The organism is Ferrigenium straubiae (assembly GCF_051257895.1).
GTDB classification, from domain to species: Bacteria; Pseudomonadota; Gammaproteobacteria; order Burkholderiales; family Gallionellaceae; genus Gallionella; species Gallionella straubiae.
Genome location: NZ_CP194331.1, coordinates 624,778 through 641,995, shown reverse-complemented (window position 1 = coordinate 641,995; position 17,218 = coordinate 624,778). Strand labels below are relative to the sequence as shown.

Genomic DNA, 17,218 nt, shown 5'->3' with positions numbered 1-17,218 from the left:
TACAATCGTTGCATTAGACAAGAACAATGGTGGAACAGGTGAACATGCCGATCGAATCGCTGCTGCAAGCTCGTCTCCATGATCCATTCGGCCTGCTCGGCCTACACCGCGAGGGTGCGGAGTGGGTGGTCAGGGTGTATGAACCGCATGCCACCGATGTCGAACTGCTGAACAACGCCGAGGCCGCGTTTAAGCGCATCCACCCTGCCGGGGTCTTCGAATGGCGCGGCAACAGCGAACCGCCCCGCCCCTACCGCCTGCGCATGCACTACGGCAGTACGACCCATGAAGTCTTCGATCCCTACCAGTTCCCCCCGCATATTTCCCCGCAGGACCTGTACCTGTTCGGTGAAGGCAGGTTGCGTCAGGGCTACCGGATGCTGGGTTCACACAGCATCGAGATCAATGGCATTGAGGGGGTACGCTTCGCCGTCTGGGCACCGAATGCAGAGCGTGTCAGCGTGGTGGGCGAATTCAATAGCTGGGACGGCCGCGTGCATCCGATGCGCTCCCTCGGCTCCAGCGGCGTGTGGGAACTGTTCGTCCCCGGGATACCGCAACACGCGCTGTACCGCTACGAGATACGCAACCGCCACACCGGAAACCTCCTGACCAAAACCGATCCCTACGCGCAGGGCTACGAACTGCGTCCCGGCACGGCAGCCCTCGCCGCGCCGCCCAACCGGCATTGCTGGCAGGACAACGAATGGATGGAGCGGCGCGGGCAGTGGGACTGGCTGCATAGCGCGATCAGCATCTACGAGGTGCATGCCGGTTCGTGGAAGCGCCACCCCGATGGGCGCTTCTACACCTACAGCGAGCTGGCCGCCGACCTCGTGCCCTACGTCAAGGGCATGGGCTACACGCATATCGAACTGATGCCAATCTCCGAGCACCCGCTGGACGAATCCTGGGGCTATCAGGCCACCGGCTATTTCGCACCGACCAGCCGCTTCGGCTCTCCGGATGAGCTGCGCCATTTCGTCGATTGTTGCCACCAGGCGGGCATCGGCGTGATCCTCGACTGGGTGCCGGCGCACTTCCCCAAGGATGACTGGTCGCTGTCATGCTTCGACGGCACTGCGCTGTACGAGCACGAAGACCCGCGCCTCGGCTTCCATGAGGAATGGGGCACGCATGTCTTCAACTACGGCCGCAACGAGGTGAAGAGCTTCCTGATGTCCAGCGCACATTACTGGCTCGCCGAATTCCACTTCGACGGCCTGCGCGTGGATGCAGTCGCCTCGATGCTCTATCTGGACTACTCGCGCAAGGAAGGCGAGTGGATCCCCAATAAATACGGCGGTCGCGAAAACCTCGAGGCGGTGGATTTCCTGCGCGAAATGAACATCATGGTGCACGAGGAATTCCCCGGCGCACTGACCTTTGCCGAGGAATCCACCGCTTGGCCTGCCGTGTCCCGCCCTGTCTACCTTGGCGGGCTGGGCTTTTCGATCAAGTGGAACATGGGCTGGATGAACGACACGCTGAGCTATTTCCGCCATGAGCCGGTGCATCGCCGCTATCACCACAACCAGCTCACCTTCGGCCAACTCTACGCCTACACCGAAAACTTCGTGCTGCCGTTCTCGCACGACGAGGTCGTGCACGGCAAGGGCTCGTTGCTGTCCAAGATGCCCGGCGACGCCTGGCAGAAATTCGCCAACCTGCGCCTGCTCATGACCTACCAGATGACCACACCGGGCAAAAAACTCAACTTCATGGGCAACGAAATCGCCCAGGGGCGCGAGTGGCAATCGGCTTGGGAGCTGGAATGGTGGCAGTTGGGCGAGGAAATGCATCGCGGCGTGCAGAATCTGATGCACGACCTCAACAAGCTCTACCGCAGGCTGCCCGCGCTGTACGACCTGGATTTCCAGCACGATGGCTTCTCCTGGGTAGATTGCAACGACGCCGAGCAGTCGGTGCTGTCCTACCAGCGGCGCGCGCGTGACGGCTCCGTTGCCATCGTCGCGCTCAACCTCACCCCCGTGCCGCGCAACCGCTACCGCATCGGCCTGCCGGCGCAGACGCGCTACCGCGAGGCGCTGAACAGCGACTCGGAACATTACGCCGGCGGCAACCTCGGTAACGCCGGCCTGATCCAGGCGGAGGCTGTCCCCTGGATGGGCCTGCCCTGCTCCGCCGAGATCGTGCTGCCGCCGCTCGGGGGAATCGTGCTCGTGCCGGAAGCCTGACCAATGTCGAAGCTCACGCAATCCCCCACCTGGCAGGCGCTCAAGGCGCACCATTCAATCATCGAGGCGCAGCACATGCGCCAGATGTTCCGCGACGACCCGGCGCGCTTCGACAAACTTTCGCTGCGGTTCGGCGACCTGCTGCTCGATTACTCCAAGAACCGCATCACTGAGGAAACTGTCAGCTTGCTGGTGGCCCTGGCCGGGCAGGCCGGGTTGCCTGCCGCGATCGAATGCATGTTCGGCGGCGAGAAGATCAATTCCACCGAGCGGCGCGCCGCCTTGCATACCGCGCTGCGCAACCGCTCAGGCCATCCGGTTTACGCGGACGGCAAGGACGTCATGCCGGGTGTGCAACGTGTATTAGGGCTGATGCGCTGCTTTTCCGATGCGGTGCGCAGCGGGGGGCATCGCGGGTACACCGGCAAGCCGATAACGGACATCGTCAACATCGGCATCGGCGGCTCCGACCTCGGCCCGCTGATGGCCTGCGAGGCACTCAGACCATATGGCAGCCCGAAGCTGCGCGCGCATTTTGTCTCCAATGTGGACGGCACGCAGCTCGCCGAGACGCTGAAAGAACTGGACGCCGAGACCACCCTGTTCATCGTCAGCTCGAAATCCTTCACCACTCAGGAGACCATGACCAACGCGCGCTCGGCGCGCGCCTGGCTGGTCAACAGGCTGGGCGACGAGCGCGCCGTGGCAAAACACTTTGCCGCCGTCTCCACCAACCTCAAGGCAACCACCGAGTTCGGCATCAATCCGGAAAATGTCTTCGAGTTCTGGGACTGGGTCGGCGGGCGCTATTCGCTATGGTCAGCCATCGGCCTGCCGATCGCGCTGTACATCGGCATGGATCGCTTCGAGGAGCTGCTGGGCGGCGCTTACGCGATGGACGAACACTTCCGCAGCGCGCCGCTGGAGCAGAACATGCCGGTACTGCTGGGACTGCTCGGCGTCTGGTACGGCAACTTCTTCGATGCGTGTTCCAACGCGGTATTCCCCTACGACCAGTATTTGCACCGCTTCCCGGCCTACCTGCAGCAGCTGGAGATGGAAAGCAACGGCAAGCGCGTGGATCGCGACGGCAACGCGGTGGATTACGACACCGGCATGGTGATGTGGGGCGAACCCGGCACCAACGGCCAGCACGCCTTCTACCAGCTACTCCACCAGGGCACGCGCCTGATCCCGGCGGATTTCCTCGCGCCCCTGAACAGCCACAACCCCCTCGGCGAGCACCACGCCATCCTGCTCGCAAACTGTTTCGCGCAGACCGAGGCGCTCATGCTCGGCAAGACCGGGGAGGAAGTGCGCGCCGAACTGGAGGCGCAAGGGTTGAAAGGCGAGGAACTGGAAACCCTGCTGCCACACAAGGTGTTCCCCGGCAACCGGCCGACCAACACCCTGCTCTTCGACCGGCTCGACCCGCATACGCTGGGCATGCTGATCGCGCTCTACGAGCACAAGGTATTCGTGCAGAGCGTGGTGTGGAACATCAATCCGTTCGACCAATGGGGGGTGGAGCTCGGCAAGCAACTGGCCGGCAAGATCCTGCCCGAGCTGGGCAGTGCGGCGACATCGGCGCATGATGCCTCGACCGCCGGACTGATCGGCCACTTCCGCAATCAGATCCGGCCCGACTAAAAGCCTTTAGCCAGTAGGGTGGGCACGACTTTGTGCCCACGCGGATGCCACAAATTACGTGGGCAGACGAAAGCCTTGTCTGTCCACCCTACGCGGCTTCTTCAAGCGGCCTTGACGCCGAGCTCGTTCACGTAGGGAACTGGGCTCGGGTACTGGAAGGCGACCGGGCCGTCCGGCTGGGCGTTGAGGAACTGGCGCACGAAGGGGTTATCCGACTCGAACATTTTCGAGGTCTCGCCATGCGCTACGACCGCGCCGTCGTGGATGAAGTAAACGTAATCGGCGATCTTGAGCGATTCCGAGAGGTCATAGGTCACCACGACCGAGGTCACGCCGAGCGCGTCATTCAGCTTGCGGATCAGGTTCGCGATGGTGTTGAGCGAAATCGGGTCGAGGCCGGCGAACGGCTCGTCGTAGACGATCAGCGCGGGATCGGTGGCGATCGCCCGCGCCAGCGCCACGCGGCGCTCCATGCCGCCGGAAAGCTCGCCCGGCATGAGATCGCGGGCGTTGCGCAGTCCCACGGCATGCAGCTTCATCAGCACCAAGTCGCGGATCATCTCCTCCGGAAGGCCGGTGTGCTCGCGCATCGGGAAGGCCAGGTTGTCGAATACCGACAAATCGGTGAACAGCCCGCTCACCTGGAACATCATGCCCATCTTCAGGCGCATCTCGAACAGTTCGTCGTTGCCGAGCTCGTGCACCACCCTGCCCATGAACTTCACGCTGCCTTTGGATGGCCGCAACTGCCCGCCGAAATGGCGCAGCAGGGTAGTCTTGCCGCAGCCGCTGCTGCCGAGGATGGCGACGATCTTGCCGCGCGGGATGTCGAGGTTGATGCCCTTCAGTACCTCGCGGTTGTTGTAGGCGAAATGGAGGTCTCTGACCTCGACGATGTTTTCCGTAGTCGGATTTTCCATGGGCTGATCCAATATCTTTCCTCTTTCGAGGTTGCCGCGCGTTAAAATGCCGCCATTTTACGGGCAAGAGCATCTATTTGCCATGCCCGCCACCAAACCGCCCAGTTACCGATGACCTCCACTCCACAACAAATCCTGCGCGACGTTTTTGGCTATGCCGCCTTCCGCGGCGAGCAGCAGGCCATCGTCGAGCATGTCGCGGCGGGCGGCGATGCGCTGGTGCTGATGCCCACCGGCGGCGGCAAGTCGCTGTGCTACCAGATCCCCGCGCTGCTGCGGTTCGGAACCGGCATCGTGGTGTCGCCGCTGATCGCGCTGATGCAGGACCAGGTGGACGCGCTCATCCAGCTCGGCGTGCGTGCGGCCTTCCTCAACTCCAGCCTCGACGCCGCTACCGCGCGCGAGGTGCAGGGCCGTTTGCTGCGCAGCGAACTCGACCTGCTGTATGTCGCTCCGGAGCGCCTCTTGATGCCAGGATTCCTGGCATTGCTCGATCAAGTACACGCCTCCCCCTCTCCCTTGCAGGGAGAGGGCTGGGGAGAGGGTAGAAAAGTTAATCTTCCCGGCATCGCCCTGTTCGCCATCGACGAGGCGCACTGCGTCTCGCAATGGGGGCACGACTTCCGCCCCGAATACCGCGAGCTGACGGTATTGCACGAACGCTTCCCCAATGTGCCGCGCATTGCGCTCACCGCGACGGCAGACACGCCGACGCGCGGCGAGATCGTCGAGCGGCTCGCGCTGGAGCAGGCGCGCCAGTTCGTCTCCAGCTTTGATCGCGCCAACATCCGCTACCGCGTCACGCAAAAATCCAATGCGCGCAGCCAGTTGCAGGAATTTCTTGAGGCGGAACATGCGAACGATTCCGGCATCGTGTACTGCCTGTCGCGCCGAAAAGTCGAGGAAACCGCCGCTTGGCTCAAGGAGCGCGGCTGGGATGCCCTGCCCTACCACGCCGGGCTGGATACTGCGACGCGCAGCAAAAACCAGAGCCGCTTCCTGCGCGAGGAAGGCGTGGTGATGGTCGCCACCGTGGCGTTCGGCATGGGCATCGACAAGCCCAACGTGCGCTTCGTCGCCCATCTCGACCTGCCCAAGAGCATGGAAGGCTACTACCAGGAAACCGGCCGCGCCGGGCGCGACGGCCTGCCCGCCAACGCCTGGCTGGCCTACGGCCTGGGCGACGTGGTGTCGATGCGCCAGATGATCGGCGGCGGCGACGCCCCCGAGGAACGCAAGCGGCTGGAACGCCAGAAGCTCGACGCCCTGCTCGGCTACTGCGAATCCACCGCCTGCCGCCATCAGGCCCTGCTGCGCTATTTCGGCGAGGAACATCCGGGCAACTGCGGCGCATGCGACAACTGCCTCGAGCCGGTGGACACCTGGGATGCGACCGAGGCCGCGCAGATGGCGCTGTCCTGCGCCTACCGCACCGGCCAGCGCTTCGGTGCGGGACACCTCACCGACGTGCTGACCGGCAAGCTCACCGAGCGCGTTGAAAAATTCAACCACCACACCCTTTCCACCTTCGGCATCGGCAAGGAACTCAGCCCCACGCAATGGAGCGGCGTGTACCGCCAGCTCGCGGCGGCAGGTCTCTTGGAAGCCGACATCGAAGCCTACGGCGGCCTGAAACTAACCGAGTCCGCCCGCCCGGTGCTGCGCGGCGAACAGCAAGTCTGGCTGCGCCGCGACGCCGACCCGGCCAGGCGCAAGGCGCAGCGCGCCGAGCGCAAGGCCAAGTCGCGCGAACCGTTCGCCGGCGCGAACGAAGACCGCCTGTGGCTCGCGCTCAAGGCCAAGCGCACTTCACTCGCCCGCGAACAGGGCGTGCCGCCCTACGTGATCTTTCACGACAGCACCCTGCTGGAAATCCTCAACCAGCGCCCCGCCAGCCTGGACGAACTGGGCCGGATCAGCGGCGTCGGGCAGAACAAGCTGGCGCGCTACGGGGATGAGTTTCTCAGGGTGATCGAAGATGAGGCGAATCGGCAGTAGCGCTTAACGTTTGAGGTAACCGGCCGCCGGAGCGGCCGAAGCTGCGTAGGAAACTTGCAAGCGCAGCTTGCAGGCGGTCCGTGTTGACCGAAAGGTTAGGTGCTATGTCTCGCCGCCTCTTCTTGATCTTGAAGGAGCGCATATTCCTTTTGTAGCTTTTCGAATGCGGAAATGTCTGCATCGTGATGCTTCTCCAACTTTCGATCAAACCACTCGTAGAATGCAAGAACCCGATCACCATATGCGATGGCGATGTCTGAAATCTTGATCTGTTTGTCAGCCGCAGCAAGAAATGTTCGGCTTGGCTTGGTCCAACAACCCCATTCGAGAAGCTTCTCTCGGTCAATGCTTACGGTCGTAACAAGATCGTGAGCATTTGTCTCTGGAATTCGTGTGATTGTTAGCGACATTGAGCCGCTGGGAAGACCTCTGTGAAGCATGTAGTTTCGAAGGTCTTGGATGAATTTCATCAGAGGGTCGTTTGCCAGTTCGGCTTGAACCTTCTGCTCATAGCCTTGTTTGAATGCGGTCCCAGCGTAGTGGTCGTCGACGAAGACCCTGGTATGGTCTACCAAACTTTTGGCGGACGCGAGGAAGTTATGGAACAGCCGCATCACTTCCATATGTGCCTGAACGCCAGCTCCTTTCATTGGTTCGGACATAAGCTTGAGTCCGATTTCAGGATTCTCAACGATTTCGCACGCCTTCTTTAGCTCCAAATAGTTGCCACTGAAGATGTTGAAAGTGAACGCTCGAAGCTTTCGACGGTTGAGGTAGTTCATTCCCGGCGAGGCGTGTAGCTGTTTGAATAGCTCGTAGGATGGGCGAGCGGAAAGTATGATGGCACCTAACCTAAAGTAGGTGGCAATAACGCCGTATATTCTGGTAAGACTCTCCAGATAAGCTGGAACATCGCTTTTCTCCCCTTGTTGCTGGCAGTCTAGCATGGTGGGGATATTGCAACTCCCCTACTCCCGCCGCCCCAGCACCTTCAAATACACCGCCCGATAAGCCTCGGCGCTGTGCTGCCAGCTGAAATCCTTGTCCATGCAGTTCCGGCGCAGCGCCTTCCATTTGGCTTCATCGTGATAAAGCTCGACCGCGCGCCGGATCGCGGCGAACAGGTTTTCGGCAGTCATGCCGTGGAACGCGAAGCCGCTGGCGCTGCCGTCCTTGAGCGTTTTCGGCGTGCAATCCACTACCGAATCGGCCAGGCCGCCGGTGGCGTGCACGATCGGCGGGGTGCCGTAGCGCTGGCTGTAGAGCTGGTTCAGGCCGCAGGGCTCGAAGCGCGATGGCATGACGAACAGGTCTGCCCCGGCCTCGATCTGGTGCGAGATATCTTCGCTGAAGCCGATATGCACCCCGATGCTGCCGGGGTATCTTTGCGCCAGGTCGCGCGTGGCCAGTTCCATTTTCGCTTCGCCCGTGCCGAGCATGACCAGTTGCGCGGGCAATTCGGCCAGCAACGGCGCGATTTCCAGCAGCAGGTCCAGCCCCTTCTGGTGGGTGAAGCGGCTGACCACGCCGAGCAGCGGCACGTCCGGTGCGGGGTTCAGCCCCATGCGGCGCTGCAGCGACTCCTTGTTGGCTGCCTTGCCGGCCATGCGCGCGCGGCTGTATTTTTGGGCGAGGTGCGGGTCGGTCGCGGGGTCCCATTCGTCGGTGTCGATGCCGTTGAGGATGCCGGTGAGATCGTCGTGGCGCATCGCGAGCATACCCTGCATGCCGAAGCCGAGCGGCTCCTGCTGGATTTCCTGCGCGTAGTTCGGGCTGACGGTGGTGATGTGGTCGGCGTAGAACAGCCCCGCCTTGAGGAACGACAGGTTGCCGTAATACTCCACCCCGTCGATGCCGAAACAGGATGGCGGCAGGTGTAATTCGTCCACCGTCTCGGGCGGGAAAATTCCCTGGAAAGCGAGGTTGTGGATCGCGAACACGCTGGGCGCGGAGCCCGGCGCGAGGCGCAGCCAGGCGGGCGCAAGGCCGGTCTGCCAGTCGTTGCAGTGCACGAGGTCGGGACGCCAGCCGAGCGGCGATCCGCTGCCGCCCAAGAGGGCGGCAATCCTGGAAAGCAGGCCGAAACGCAGCGCATTGTCGGCCCAGTCGTGGCCACTGGCGTCCTGATAGGGACCGCCGTCGCGTTGATACAGGAGCGGACAGTCGAGCACCAGGAGCGGCACGCCGCTCGGCATTGCGCCTGAGAGCAGCCGCGATGAGGGGAAGCCCGGCAAGGCGTCGAAGGTCGCGACGGTTTCATGCCGCCCCAGTTGCGCGATGACCTGCGGGTAACCCGGCACCAGGATGCGCACGTCCACGCCGATGGCGCACAACGCGGCGGGCAGTGCGCCGCTGACGTCGGCCAGCCCGCCGGTCTTGATCAGCGGGGCGACTTCGGAGGTCGCGAACAGGACTTTCAGTTCAGCCATCTGTTAGAGCCAGTGCATCATGCCCAATTCAAACGGATGCGTCAGCATTTCGTGGCTGGGGTAGGTGCGGATGCGGTATTCCAGCTTGCCGCATTTCTCGGGCTGGATTTCGAGGGCGAACACGGTTTCGCCCGCCTCAGTCATCGCGCCGGTGGCTTCGAAGCGGTAGCGCGTTGAGCTCGACAGTTTTTCGCGCTTGGTGAACAGGCCCAGCAGCATCTCCACGACCACGTCGTTGGGCTGCAGGCCGTTCAGCCTGACTCCCACTTCGAAACGCATGCTGTCGCCATAGTTGATTTCCCTCTGCCCGGCATCCAGGCGGCGCAGCGCGACACCCGGCCAGGCGTGGCGGATGCGCGCCTTCCAGCCGGCGATGATCTGCGCATTCTCGAAGTGGTTCTGCTGGTACAGGCGGTGCTGCTGGCTGGCCGGCAGGTAGCATTTGGCGAGGTACTCGCCCACCATGCGCTTGGAGTTGAAGCGCGGCATGATGGAGGCCATCGAGCGCTTGGACATCTTTACCCAGTCGGGCGACAGGCCCATCTTGCCGTGTTCGTAGTACAGCGGCAGGAGTTGGTCCTGCAGCAGTTCGTAGAGGGTGCGGGCCTCCTCGCGCGTGCGGGCTTCTTCGTTCAGCGATTCCGACACCGGCTTGATCGCCCAGCCGTTCTTGCCGTCGTAGCCCTCGCCCCACCAGCCGTCCAGTACCGACAGGTTGATGGTGCCGTTGATGCCGGCCTTCATGCCGGAGGTGCCGCTGGCCTCCAGCGGATAGAGCGGATTGTTCAGCCAGACATCCACGCCGGATACCAACTTGCGCGCCAGCGCCAGGTCGTAGCCTTCCACCATCAGGATCTTGCCGACGAACTCGCGCATCTTGGAAATCTGCGTGATGCGGCGGATCAGGTCCTGCCCCGGAACGTCCGCCGGGTGCGCCTTGCCGGCGAAGATGAACACCACGGGGCGCTCCTCGTGCCCCACTATTGCGCGCAGCCAGTCCAGGTCGCCGAACAGCATGGTCGCGCGCTTGTAGGTCGCAAAGCGGCGCGCGAAGCCGATGGTGAGGACATTGGGGTTTTCCGGGTTGACGTATCTGAGCAGGCGCTCGAGGTGCGCCTCCGAGCCGTGGTTGCGGAAGTGCTGCGCGCTGATGCGTTCGCGCACCATAGTCAGCATCTTGGCCTTCAATGACTGGGTTACGCTCCAGAACAGGTGATCCGGGATGCGATTCACGCCTTCCCAGAACTCCACGTCGTTCATGCGCGCACTCCATTCCAGCCCGAGGTGGCGCTCGAACACCTCTATCCACTCGGTGGCGAGGAAGGTCGGCGCATGCACCCCGTTGGTGATGTAGGTCATCGGGTTTTCCTTGGCCTCGATCTGCGGCCACATGTCGCCGCAGATGTCCGCCGACACGTCGCCATGGATGCGCGACACGCCGTTGTTGAAACGCGTGCCTCGGATCGCCAGCGCCGTCATGTTGAAGTCCGGGCTGTCCTTGGCGTGGCCCAGCGCCAGGAATTCCTCGCTGCTGAGCTTGAGTTCCGGGTAGTAGTGTTCGAAATAGGTGCGCACCATGCCTTCGCTGAAGTGGTCGTGCCCGGCGGGCACCGGGGTATGTGTGGTGAAAACGGTGTTGACCGCCACATATTCGAGCGCAGCCTCGAAGGTCAGCCCTTCGAGGGCGATCTTCTGGCGGATGCGCTCCAGCACCAGAAAGGCCGCATGCCCTTCGTTGATGTGCCATACCGTCGGATGGATGCCGAGTTCCTGCAAGGCCAGCACGCCGCCGATGCCGAGCACGATCTCCTGCTCGATGCGCATCACCTTGTCGCCGCCATACAGGCGGTGCGTGATGTCGCGGTCGTGCACGTTGTTGCTCTCTAGGTCGGTGTCCAGCAGGTACAGCGTGATGTGCCCGATCCTCACCTGCCATATCTTGATGTTGAGCTTGCGGTTGGGCAGGTTCACCGAGATGTAGGCTTCGGAGCCGTCGGCGCGCTTGGCCGGAGCGACGGGCAGGTCTTCGAAATGGGAGTCGGTGTTGGTGGCGATCTGGTTGCCTTCGCCGTCTATGGTCTGGTGGAAGTAACCCTGGCGGTATAGCAGGCCGACGCCGATGAAGGGCAGGCGCAAATCGCTCGCCGCCTTGCAGTGGTCGCCCGCGAGGATGCCGAGTCCGCCCGAATAGATCGGCAGGCTCTCGTGGAAACCGAACTCGGCGCAGAAATAGGCGACCAGGTCGTCCTTGCCCAGCAGATTGGAACCTGCCGGCGGCAAGCGGTAATCATGGTAGGTGTCGTAGGCCGCCAGCACGCGGTTGAGATTGCCGATGAACACTGGGTCTGCCGCCGCATCCTGGAGGCGTTGTTCATCGACGCGCTTCAGGAATGCCTTGGGGCTTTGCCCGGTGGCTTTCCACAGGCCGGGATGCAGGCGCGCGAACAGCGCGCGGGTGGGGCGATCCCAGCTATACCAGAGGTTGTTTGCGAGTTCTTCGAGGCGCGCGAGACGCGCGGGAATTTTCGGGCGGACTTGCAGGATATACGAGGTGCTTTTTTCCATGGTTTTATGCCCCGTCAATAGTCTGAATTGCACGAATGCTCGGATTAATTATAGCGCAACTGCCCTGCTCTCCAGAATTGCCCGGGTGTTTTATCGCCCAGCCAGCGCCGCACGGTCGAGATACCATTCGGCGGACAAAACACGTGCTGCGGGCAGGGACTCTCCTCGCAGAATCCGCTCCAGCGCCTCGCGTTTCCCCGCCCCGGCGACAAGAAAGATTTTATGGCGCGCCGCATTCAATGCGCCTATGCCCAACGACACTCGCTCGGGGGGCGGCTTGGGCGAGTTGAATACCGGCACGGCTGTCGCCGCGCTTTCCGTGGCCGGATTGCCTGGAAACAGGCTGGCGGTATGCCCGTCTTCGCCCATGCCCAACAGCACCATGTCCAGTGTCGCAACCTGCTCCAGCATGGCCGCATAGGCGGCGGCAGCGGCTTGAGCACCCAGTTCGGACGGGATGAAATGGATATTGGTCTGCGGAATGGAAATATGCTCAAGCAAGGTAACGCGGATCATTGTGTCATTACGCTGGGCATCACCTTTGGGCAGGCAGCGCTCATCGCCGATATAAAGCTGGACATGCGCCCAGTCGATGGCGAGGTGGCGCAGCTTTTCATAGCAGCGGCGCGGCGTTTCGCCGCCGGCCAGTACGAGATGAAACACACCGCGTGCAGCAATCGCCTGCGCCGCCGTTTCTGCGATACGCTGAGCGGCCGCAGCGCCCAATCCTTCCGGATCGTCGTGCACAAAGACGGCCTGCGCGTTCGGTAAGTTGGCGATATTCATGTTGCCTCACCGGCTAATTGTGCGGCGCGCAAGGCCGCGCCGAACAGCGCGGCGCGGTCGTTCAGGATTACCCTGACCGGCATGGCTTCGAGCAACGGCCGCATGCGGCCCTTGTTCAGGAATGCGCCGAGGAATGCGCCCTTTTGCAGCAGCGGCAGGATTTTCGGCGCGATGCCGCCGCCCACATACAGCCCGCCTTTGCTCATCACCTTGAGCGCGAGGTTGCCCGCTTCCGCCCCGTACAGGCGCACGAACCAGTTCATCGTTTCGGCGCAGATTTCGTCGCGGCCGGACAGGGCTGCATCGGCTATGGCGGCTGCCGCATCGCCACTTTGCATTTCCTCGCTCAGCCACCGCGGTATCTCCGTGCGGCGATGCAGGCACAGAAACTGGTAGAGGTTCAGCAGCCCCATGCCGGAAACCACGCGTTCCCAGCTGACATGGCCGAACTGCTGTTTCAGGTAGAGGAAAAACGTCATTTCCAGTTCGTCGCCGGGGCTGAAACTGGCATGGCCGCCTTCGGTGGCAAACGGCCGGTGGCACTGCCCGTCCCAGTACAGCCCCGCCTCGCCCAGGCCGGTTCCCGCCGCGATTACGGCAGCGTTGCCGCAGGCACCCGGCACACCGGCCTGCAAGACCAGCAGATCGTCCGCGCCCAGTGCCGGCAAGCCATGGGCGTTCGCTTCGAGGTCGTTGAGCAGGTTGCAACGCGCAAGGCCGAATTGCCGCTGCAAGGCATCGGCGTCGATGCGCCACGGGAGATTGGTGGTTTGCACCGCCCTGCCCTGCACCGGGCCGGCGATACCGAAAGCCGCATAACGTGGGGTTTCAGTATCCGCCAGAAACACGCCGAGCAAGCCTTCGAGGGTGGCATAGTCGCGGCTCGGGTAAGTGGCTTCGCGCTCGATGCGCACTTGTGCGCCGTCGACTTCGACGATCGCGAGGCGCGTCTTGGTGCCGCCGATGTCGCCTGCAAGATAACGATCCATGGCTTCAATAGGCCTGCAGGCTGGCGCCATCCAGATTCAGCGAATGGCGCCAGAACTGGTCGTCACGGTCGAACAGCCGGTAGGTGCCGCGCGGTCCCCAGCTTCCCGCCGGGTAGCCGTTGATGAAATCGCGTTCCATCGCCCACACCTTGAGGATCGGATCCACCACGCGCCATGCCGCTTCCACTTCGTCGATGCGCAGGAACAGCGAATGATCCCCTTGGATCACGTCCAGCAGCAGGCCTTCGTAGGCGTCGTAATCCTCGTCGCCGCCCTTGCGGTACGTCGCATCCAGGCTGATGGCGCGGGTGTGCAAGTCCAGTCCCGGCACCTTGACCTGCATTTCCATCTTCAGGCAATCGTTGGGTTGGATGCCCAGCATGATCCAGTTCGGCTGCGGCGGGCCTTGGCGCGTGTGACGCAGCAAATCCTGCGGCGGGCTCTTGAAGCGCACGCAGATTGCCGAGCTGCCCTCCGCCATGCGCTTGCCGGTGCGCAGGTAGAACGGCACCCCAGCCCAGCGCCAGTTGTCGATGAACAGCTTCAATGCCGCGTAGGTTTCCGTGGTGCTGTCCGCCGCTACGCCGGGCTCTTCCAGATAGCCGGGAACCATCTTGCCGTCGATGCTGCCGCTGGCGTACTGGCCGCGGAAGGCGTGGGCATGCACCGAATTTTGCGTGATCGGGCGAATCGCTTTCAGCACTTTTACCTTTTCGTCGCGCAAATGCTCGGCGGACATCGTCACCGGAGGCTCCATCGCCACCAGGGCCAGCAATTGCAGCAGATGGCTCTGGATCATGTCGTGCAGCGCGCCGGCGCCTTCGTAGTAATCGGCACGCCCTTCGATGCCCAGAGTTTCGGAATGGGTAATCTGCACATGGTCGATGTAGTGGTGGTTCCACAGCGGCTCCAGCAGCAGGTTGGCGAAGCGGAACACCATCACGTTCTGCACCGTGCCCTTGCCGAGGTAATGGTCGATGCGGTAAATCTGCGGCTCGTCCAGATGCCGGTACAGACCCGCCTGCAGCGTCTGCGCACTGAGCAGGTCGTAGCCGAAGGGCTTCTCGATCACCACGCGCCGCCAGCCGTTCTTTTGCTGGAGCAGACCAACATTGCCCATCTTGTCGACGATGGCGGGATAATCCACCGGACGCACCGCCATGTAATAGACCACATTGGGAGGGAATTTCGGGTTTTCTTCGATCAACTGCTGCAAACGCGAGTAGGCCGCATCGTCGCCGGGCGGAATGGCGAAATAATGCAACCGTGCGCAAAATCGCTGCAGCGCAGCCTCATCCATTCCCTGCGGGTGGAGCGGCCGCAATATCCCCGTAACGATGTCCAGCCATTCGTCGCGCTGCCGCTGCGCGATGTCGCAACCCAGTATCGCCATCTGCTCCGGCAGGCGCTTTGCCATTTCCAGGCGGAACAATGCCGGAATCAGTTTGCGGCGGCTGAGGTTGCCGCCCGCGCCGAATATCATCAGCGTACAAGGCTCAGAAACTTTCATTTTCCCCCGTCCGCATGCTTGACCGCATGGCCACCGAAGGCATTGCGCATGGTGGAAAGCAGGCGGTAGCCGTAGCCGGTTTCGCTCTGGCTGGCAAAGCGCATCTGCAATGCCAGGGTCAGCACCGGCGCAGCGACACCCTGGTCGATCGCCTCCACTGCCGTCCAGCGCCCTTCGCCGGAGTCCGGCACATAAGGCGCCACTTTTCCCAGTTCCTGGTCATGTTTCAGCGCTTCCGCAGTGAGGTCGAGCAGCCAGCTGCGCACCACCGAACCATGCCGCCACAGCTCGGTGATCTGCGCCAGGTCGAGCGCGAATTCCTGCTTGCCGCGCAACAACTCCAGCCCTTCGGCGAAGGATTGCATCATGCCGTACTCGATGCCATTGTGGATCATCTTGGTAAAGTGTCCCGCGCCGACCGGCCCGACATGCGCCCAGCCGTGTTCCGCTGATGGAGCCAGGGCTTGCAGGATGGGGGTCATGGTCTTGGCTACTTCGGGCGTTGCGCCGACCATCAGGCAATAGCCGTTCTCCAGTCCCCAGATGCCGCCGGAGGTGCCGCAATCCATGAAACCGATGCCCTGCTCCGCCAGCCATGCTCCGCGCTGCTGGCTGTCATGGTAATTGGAATTGCCGCCATCCACGATGACATCGCCTTTCGCCAGCAGCGGCGCCAGCGCACGAATCTGTTGCTCGGTGGGTTCACCGCTCGGAAGCATCAGCCACACCACGCGCGGGCTGGATAATTGCGCCACTGCGTCGGCTATCGAGGCGGCCGCCAGCATGCCCTCCTCCGCAACAAGTTGCGCGACAGCTTCCGCCGAACGGTCATAACCGACTACCTTGATTCCGTGGCGGCGCAGCCTGCGCGCCATGTTGCCGCCCATCTTGCCCAATCCGATCATCGCCAGCCGCATAAATCCTCCTGATGAAGTAATTCAAGCCGCAGCATCGCACATATCGTACATACTGTACGGTAATAATATTGGTGCCCCAAGACGGGGAAGGCCATGGGCTTGAAAGCCCCATGAATGGTGCCCGGAACCGGAATCGAACCGGTACGAGGGGTTAAGCCTCGACGGATTTTAAGTCCGTTGTGTCTACCAATTTCACCACCCGGGCAGGTATTTGCAGGAATCAAACCGGTATCGATGGATTTGCAATCGCATCAAATCAACCGCTTGGGTGTTTTCTGCCTTGCGATGCGGTTTTTCTTCGCCTCTCGGGGGCGCATTATATTTGAATAGCGAAAAAGACTTCTGCATAAATTCAGCAAGCCTGTGCCCGACAGGCAAGGATGGGGTGGGTTACAACCAGTAGAAATAAACGAATATCAGCAATCCCGGTATCACCACCACAAAGTTCCAGTACCAGCTCACGAGGTCCAGCCCGACGCGGCTTTCGGCCTTGAAGTGCCCGTGAAAAGCGCGAAGCAGCAACACGATCAGCATGATGAGGCCCGCCAGGAGATGCATGCCATGCACGCCGGTCAGCATGTAAAAATTCGTGCCGTAAACGCCGCTGGCCAGGGTAACACCCAGCCCGGCGGCATGGTGGTATTCCATCGCCTCTTGGAAGAGGAACGCCACGCCCAAGACAAGCGCAATCGCCAAGCCAGCAACCATCTGGCCGCGATTGGTGGTCGAAAGCCCCTTGCGCGCCCACATCATTGATGCGGCCGATGCCAGGATGAGGATGGTATTGGCTGCGGGAATGCCCCAGGCATTCAACGGGGTGAATGCCTGCGACTTCGGGCCGCCCGACGGCCATGTTTCCTTGAAATCCGGCCACAGCGTGAAGGCCGGGTCCATGGACGACAGCTCCGGCAGTGCAAAGGCGCGCACGTACATCAGCGCCAGCAAAAAGGAGGCGAAAAAAGCGATCTCGGAAAGAATGAAATAGGCCATGCCGATGCGGAAGGAGCTGTCTTCCCAAGGGCGGTAATTCCCGCTCTCGTCCTCGCAGATGATTTTCCCCAGCCAGCCGAACGCGCCATAGAGCACCACCGCCATCCCCGCAAGGATAGGGGCGACGCCGGAAGCGATGGCATTGATCCTCAGCACAAATCCCAGCACCAGGATGAAAAGCCCCAGGTTGACCGTCACCGGATAGTGGCTCGGGGGCGGCACATAGTAATGGCTGTCGCTGCGCGTTTCGCTCATGACGGTCTCCT

At 62.1% G+C, this 17,218-nt stretch carries 12 protein-coding genes and 1 tRNA gene; 3 read left to right on the top strand and 10 right to left on the bottom strand.

The genetic code is table 11. The features are described 5' to 3' along the window. Positions 1 to 44: 44 nt before the first annotated feature. Positions 45 to 2,198, top strand: coding sequence for a 1,4-alpha-glucan branching protein GlgB (glgB, locus tag ACRRNM_RS02900; RefSeq protein WP_435626749.1), 2,154 nt, complete (start codon positions 45 to 47; stop codon positions 2,196 to 2,198). Positions 2,199 to 2,201: 3 nt separating this feature from the next. After that, the gene (gene pgi / locus ACRRNM_RS02895) at positions 2,202 to 3,848 is read left to right on the top strand and encodes a glucose-6-phosphate isomerase (RefSeq protein ID WP_435626748.1); all 1,647 of its coding nucleotides are present in this window, start codon (positions 2,202 to 2,204) and stop codon (positions 3,846 to 3,848) included. A 101-nt stretch (positions 3,849 to 3,949) separates the two neighbouring features. Here the strand turns inward: pgi and ACRRNM_RS02890 are convergent, their stop codons facing one another. Further along, positions 3,950 to 4,768, bottom strand: a complete 819-nt coding sequence (locus ACRRNM_RS02890) for an ABC transporter ATP-binding protein (RefSeq protein WP_435626747.1) — start codon at positions 4,766 to 4,768, stop codon at positions 3,950 to 3,952. 111 nt (positions 4,769 to 4,879) lie between these two features. Between ACRRNM_RS02890 and ACRRNM_RS02885 the strand changes: the two genes are divergently transcribed. Beyond that, on the top strand, positions 4,880 to 6,766 hold the full coding sequence (locus ACRRNM_RS02885; RefSeq protein ID WP_435626746.1) for a RecQ family ATP-dependent DNA helicase: 1,887 nt from the start codon (positions 4,880 to 4,882) through the stop codon (positions 6,764 to 6,766). Between the two features lie 95 nt (positions 6,767 to 6,861). Here ACRRNM_RS02885 and ACRRNM_RS02880 read toward each other — a convergent pair whose 3' ends face one another. From ACRRNM_RS02880 to ACRRNM_RS02840, 9 genes are all read right to left on the bottom strand, one after another. Further along, positions 6,862 to 7,713: a hypothetical protein gene (locus tag ACRRNM_RS02880; protein ID WP_435626745.1), complete on the bottom strand. Its 852-nt coding sequence runs from the start codon at positions 7,711 to 7,713 to the stop codon at positions 6,862 to 6,864. A gap of 21 nt (positions 7,714 to 7,734) precedes the next feature. Continuing rightward, on the bottom strand, positions 7,735 to 9,195 hold the full coding sequence (gene glgA / locus ACRRNM_RS02875; protein WP_435626744.1) for a glycogen synthase GlgA: 1,461 nt from the start codon (positions 9,193 to 9,195) through the stop codon (positions 7,735 to 7,737). 3 nt (positions 9,196 to 9,198) lie between these two features. Next, on the bottom strand, positions 9,199 to 11,760 hold the full coding sequence (gene glgP / locus ACRRNM_RS02870) for an alpha-glucan family phosphorylase (protein ID WP_435626743.1): 2,562 nt from the start codon (positions 11,758 to 11,760) through the stop codon (positions 9,199 to 9,201). Positions 11,761 to 11,850: 90 nt separating this feature from the next. Continuing rightward, the gene (gene pgl, locus ACRRNM_RS02865; RefSeq protein WP_435626742.1) at positions 11,851 to 12,546 is read right to left on the bottom strand and encodes a 6-phosphogluconolactonase; all 696 of its coding nucleotides are present in this window, start codon (positions 12,544 to 12,546) and stop codon (positions 11,851 to 11,853) included. Further along, positions 12,543 to 13,535 (bottom strand): glucokinase, encoded by a 993-nt coding sequence (gene glk / locus ACRRNM_RS02860; protein WP_435626741.1) that lies wholly within the window; start codon positions 13,533 to 13,535, stop codon positions 12,543 to 12,545. Before glk ends, pgl begins: the two co-directional genes overlap by 4 nt. 4 nt (positions 13,536 to 13,539) lie before the next feature. After that, positions 13,540 to 15,045, bottom strand: a complete 1,506-nt coding sequence (gene zwf, locus ACRRNM_RS02855) for a glucose-6-phosphate dehydrogenase (protein ID WP_435626740.1) — start codon at positions 15,043 to 15,045, stop codon at positions 13,540 to 13,542. After that, entirely contained in the window at positions 15,042 to 15,962 is a 921-nt protein-coding gene (gene gnd / locus ACRRNM_RS02850; protein ID WP_435626739.1) for a phosphogluconate dehydrogenase (NAD(+)-dependent, decarboxylating), read from the bottom strand. The genes zwf and gnd overlap by 4 nt, the downstream gene beginning before the upstream one ends. 115 nt (positions 15,963 to 16,077) lie before the next feature. Further along, positions 16,078 to 16,167 (bottom strand) — tRNA-Leu (locus ACRRNM_RS02845). A gap of 185 nt (positions 16,168 to 16,352) precedes the next feature. After that, on the bottom strand, positions 16,353 to 17,207 hold the full coding sequence (locus ACRRNM_RS02840; protein WP_435626738.1) for a cytochrome c oxidase subunit 3: 855 nt from the start codon (positions 17,205 to 17,207) through the stop codon (positions 16,353 to 16,355). Between the last annotated feature and the right edge of the window lie 11 nt (positions 17,208 to 17,218).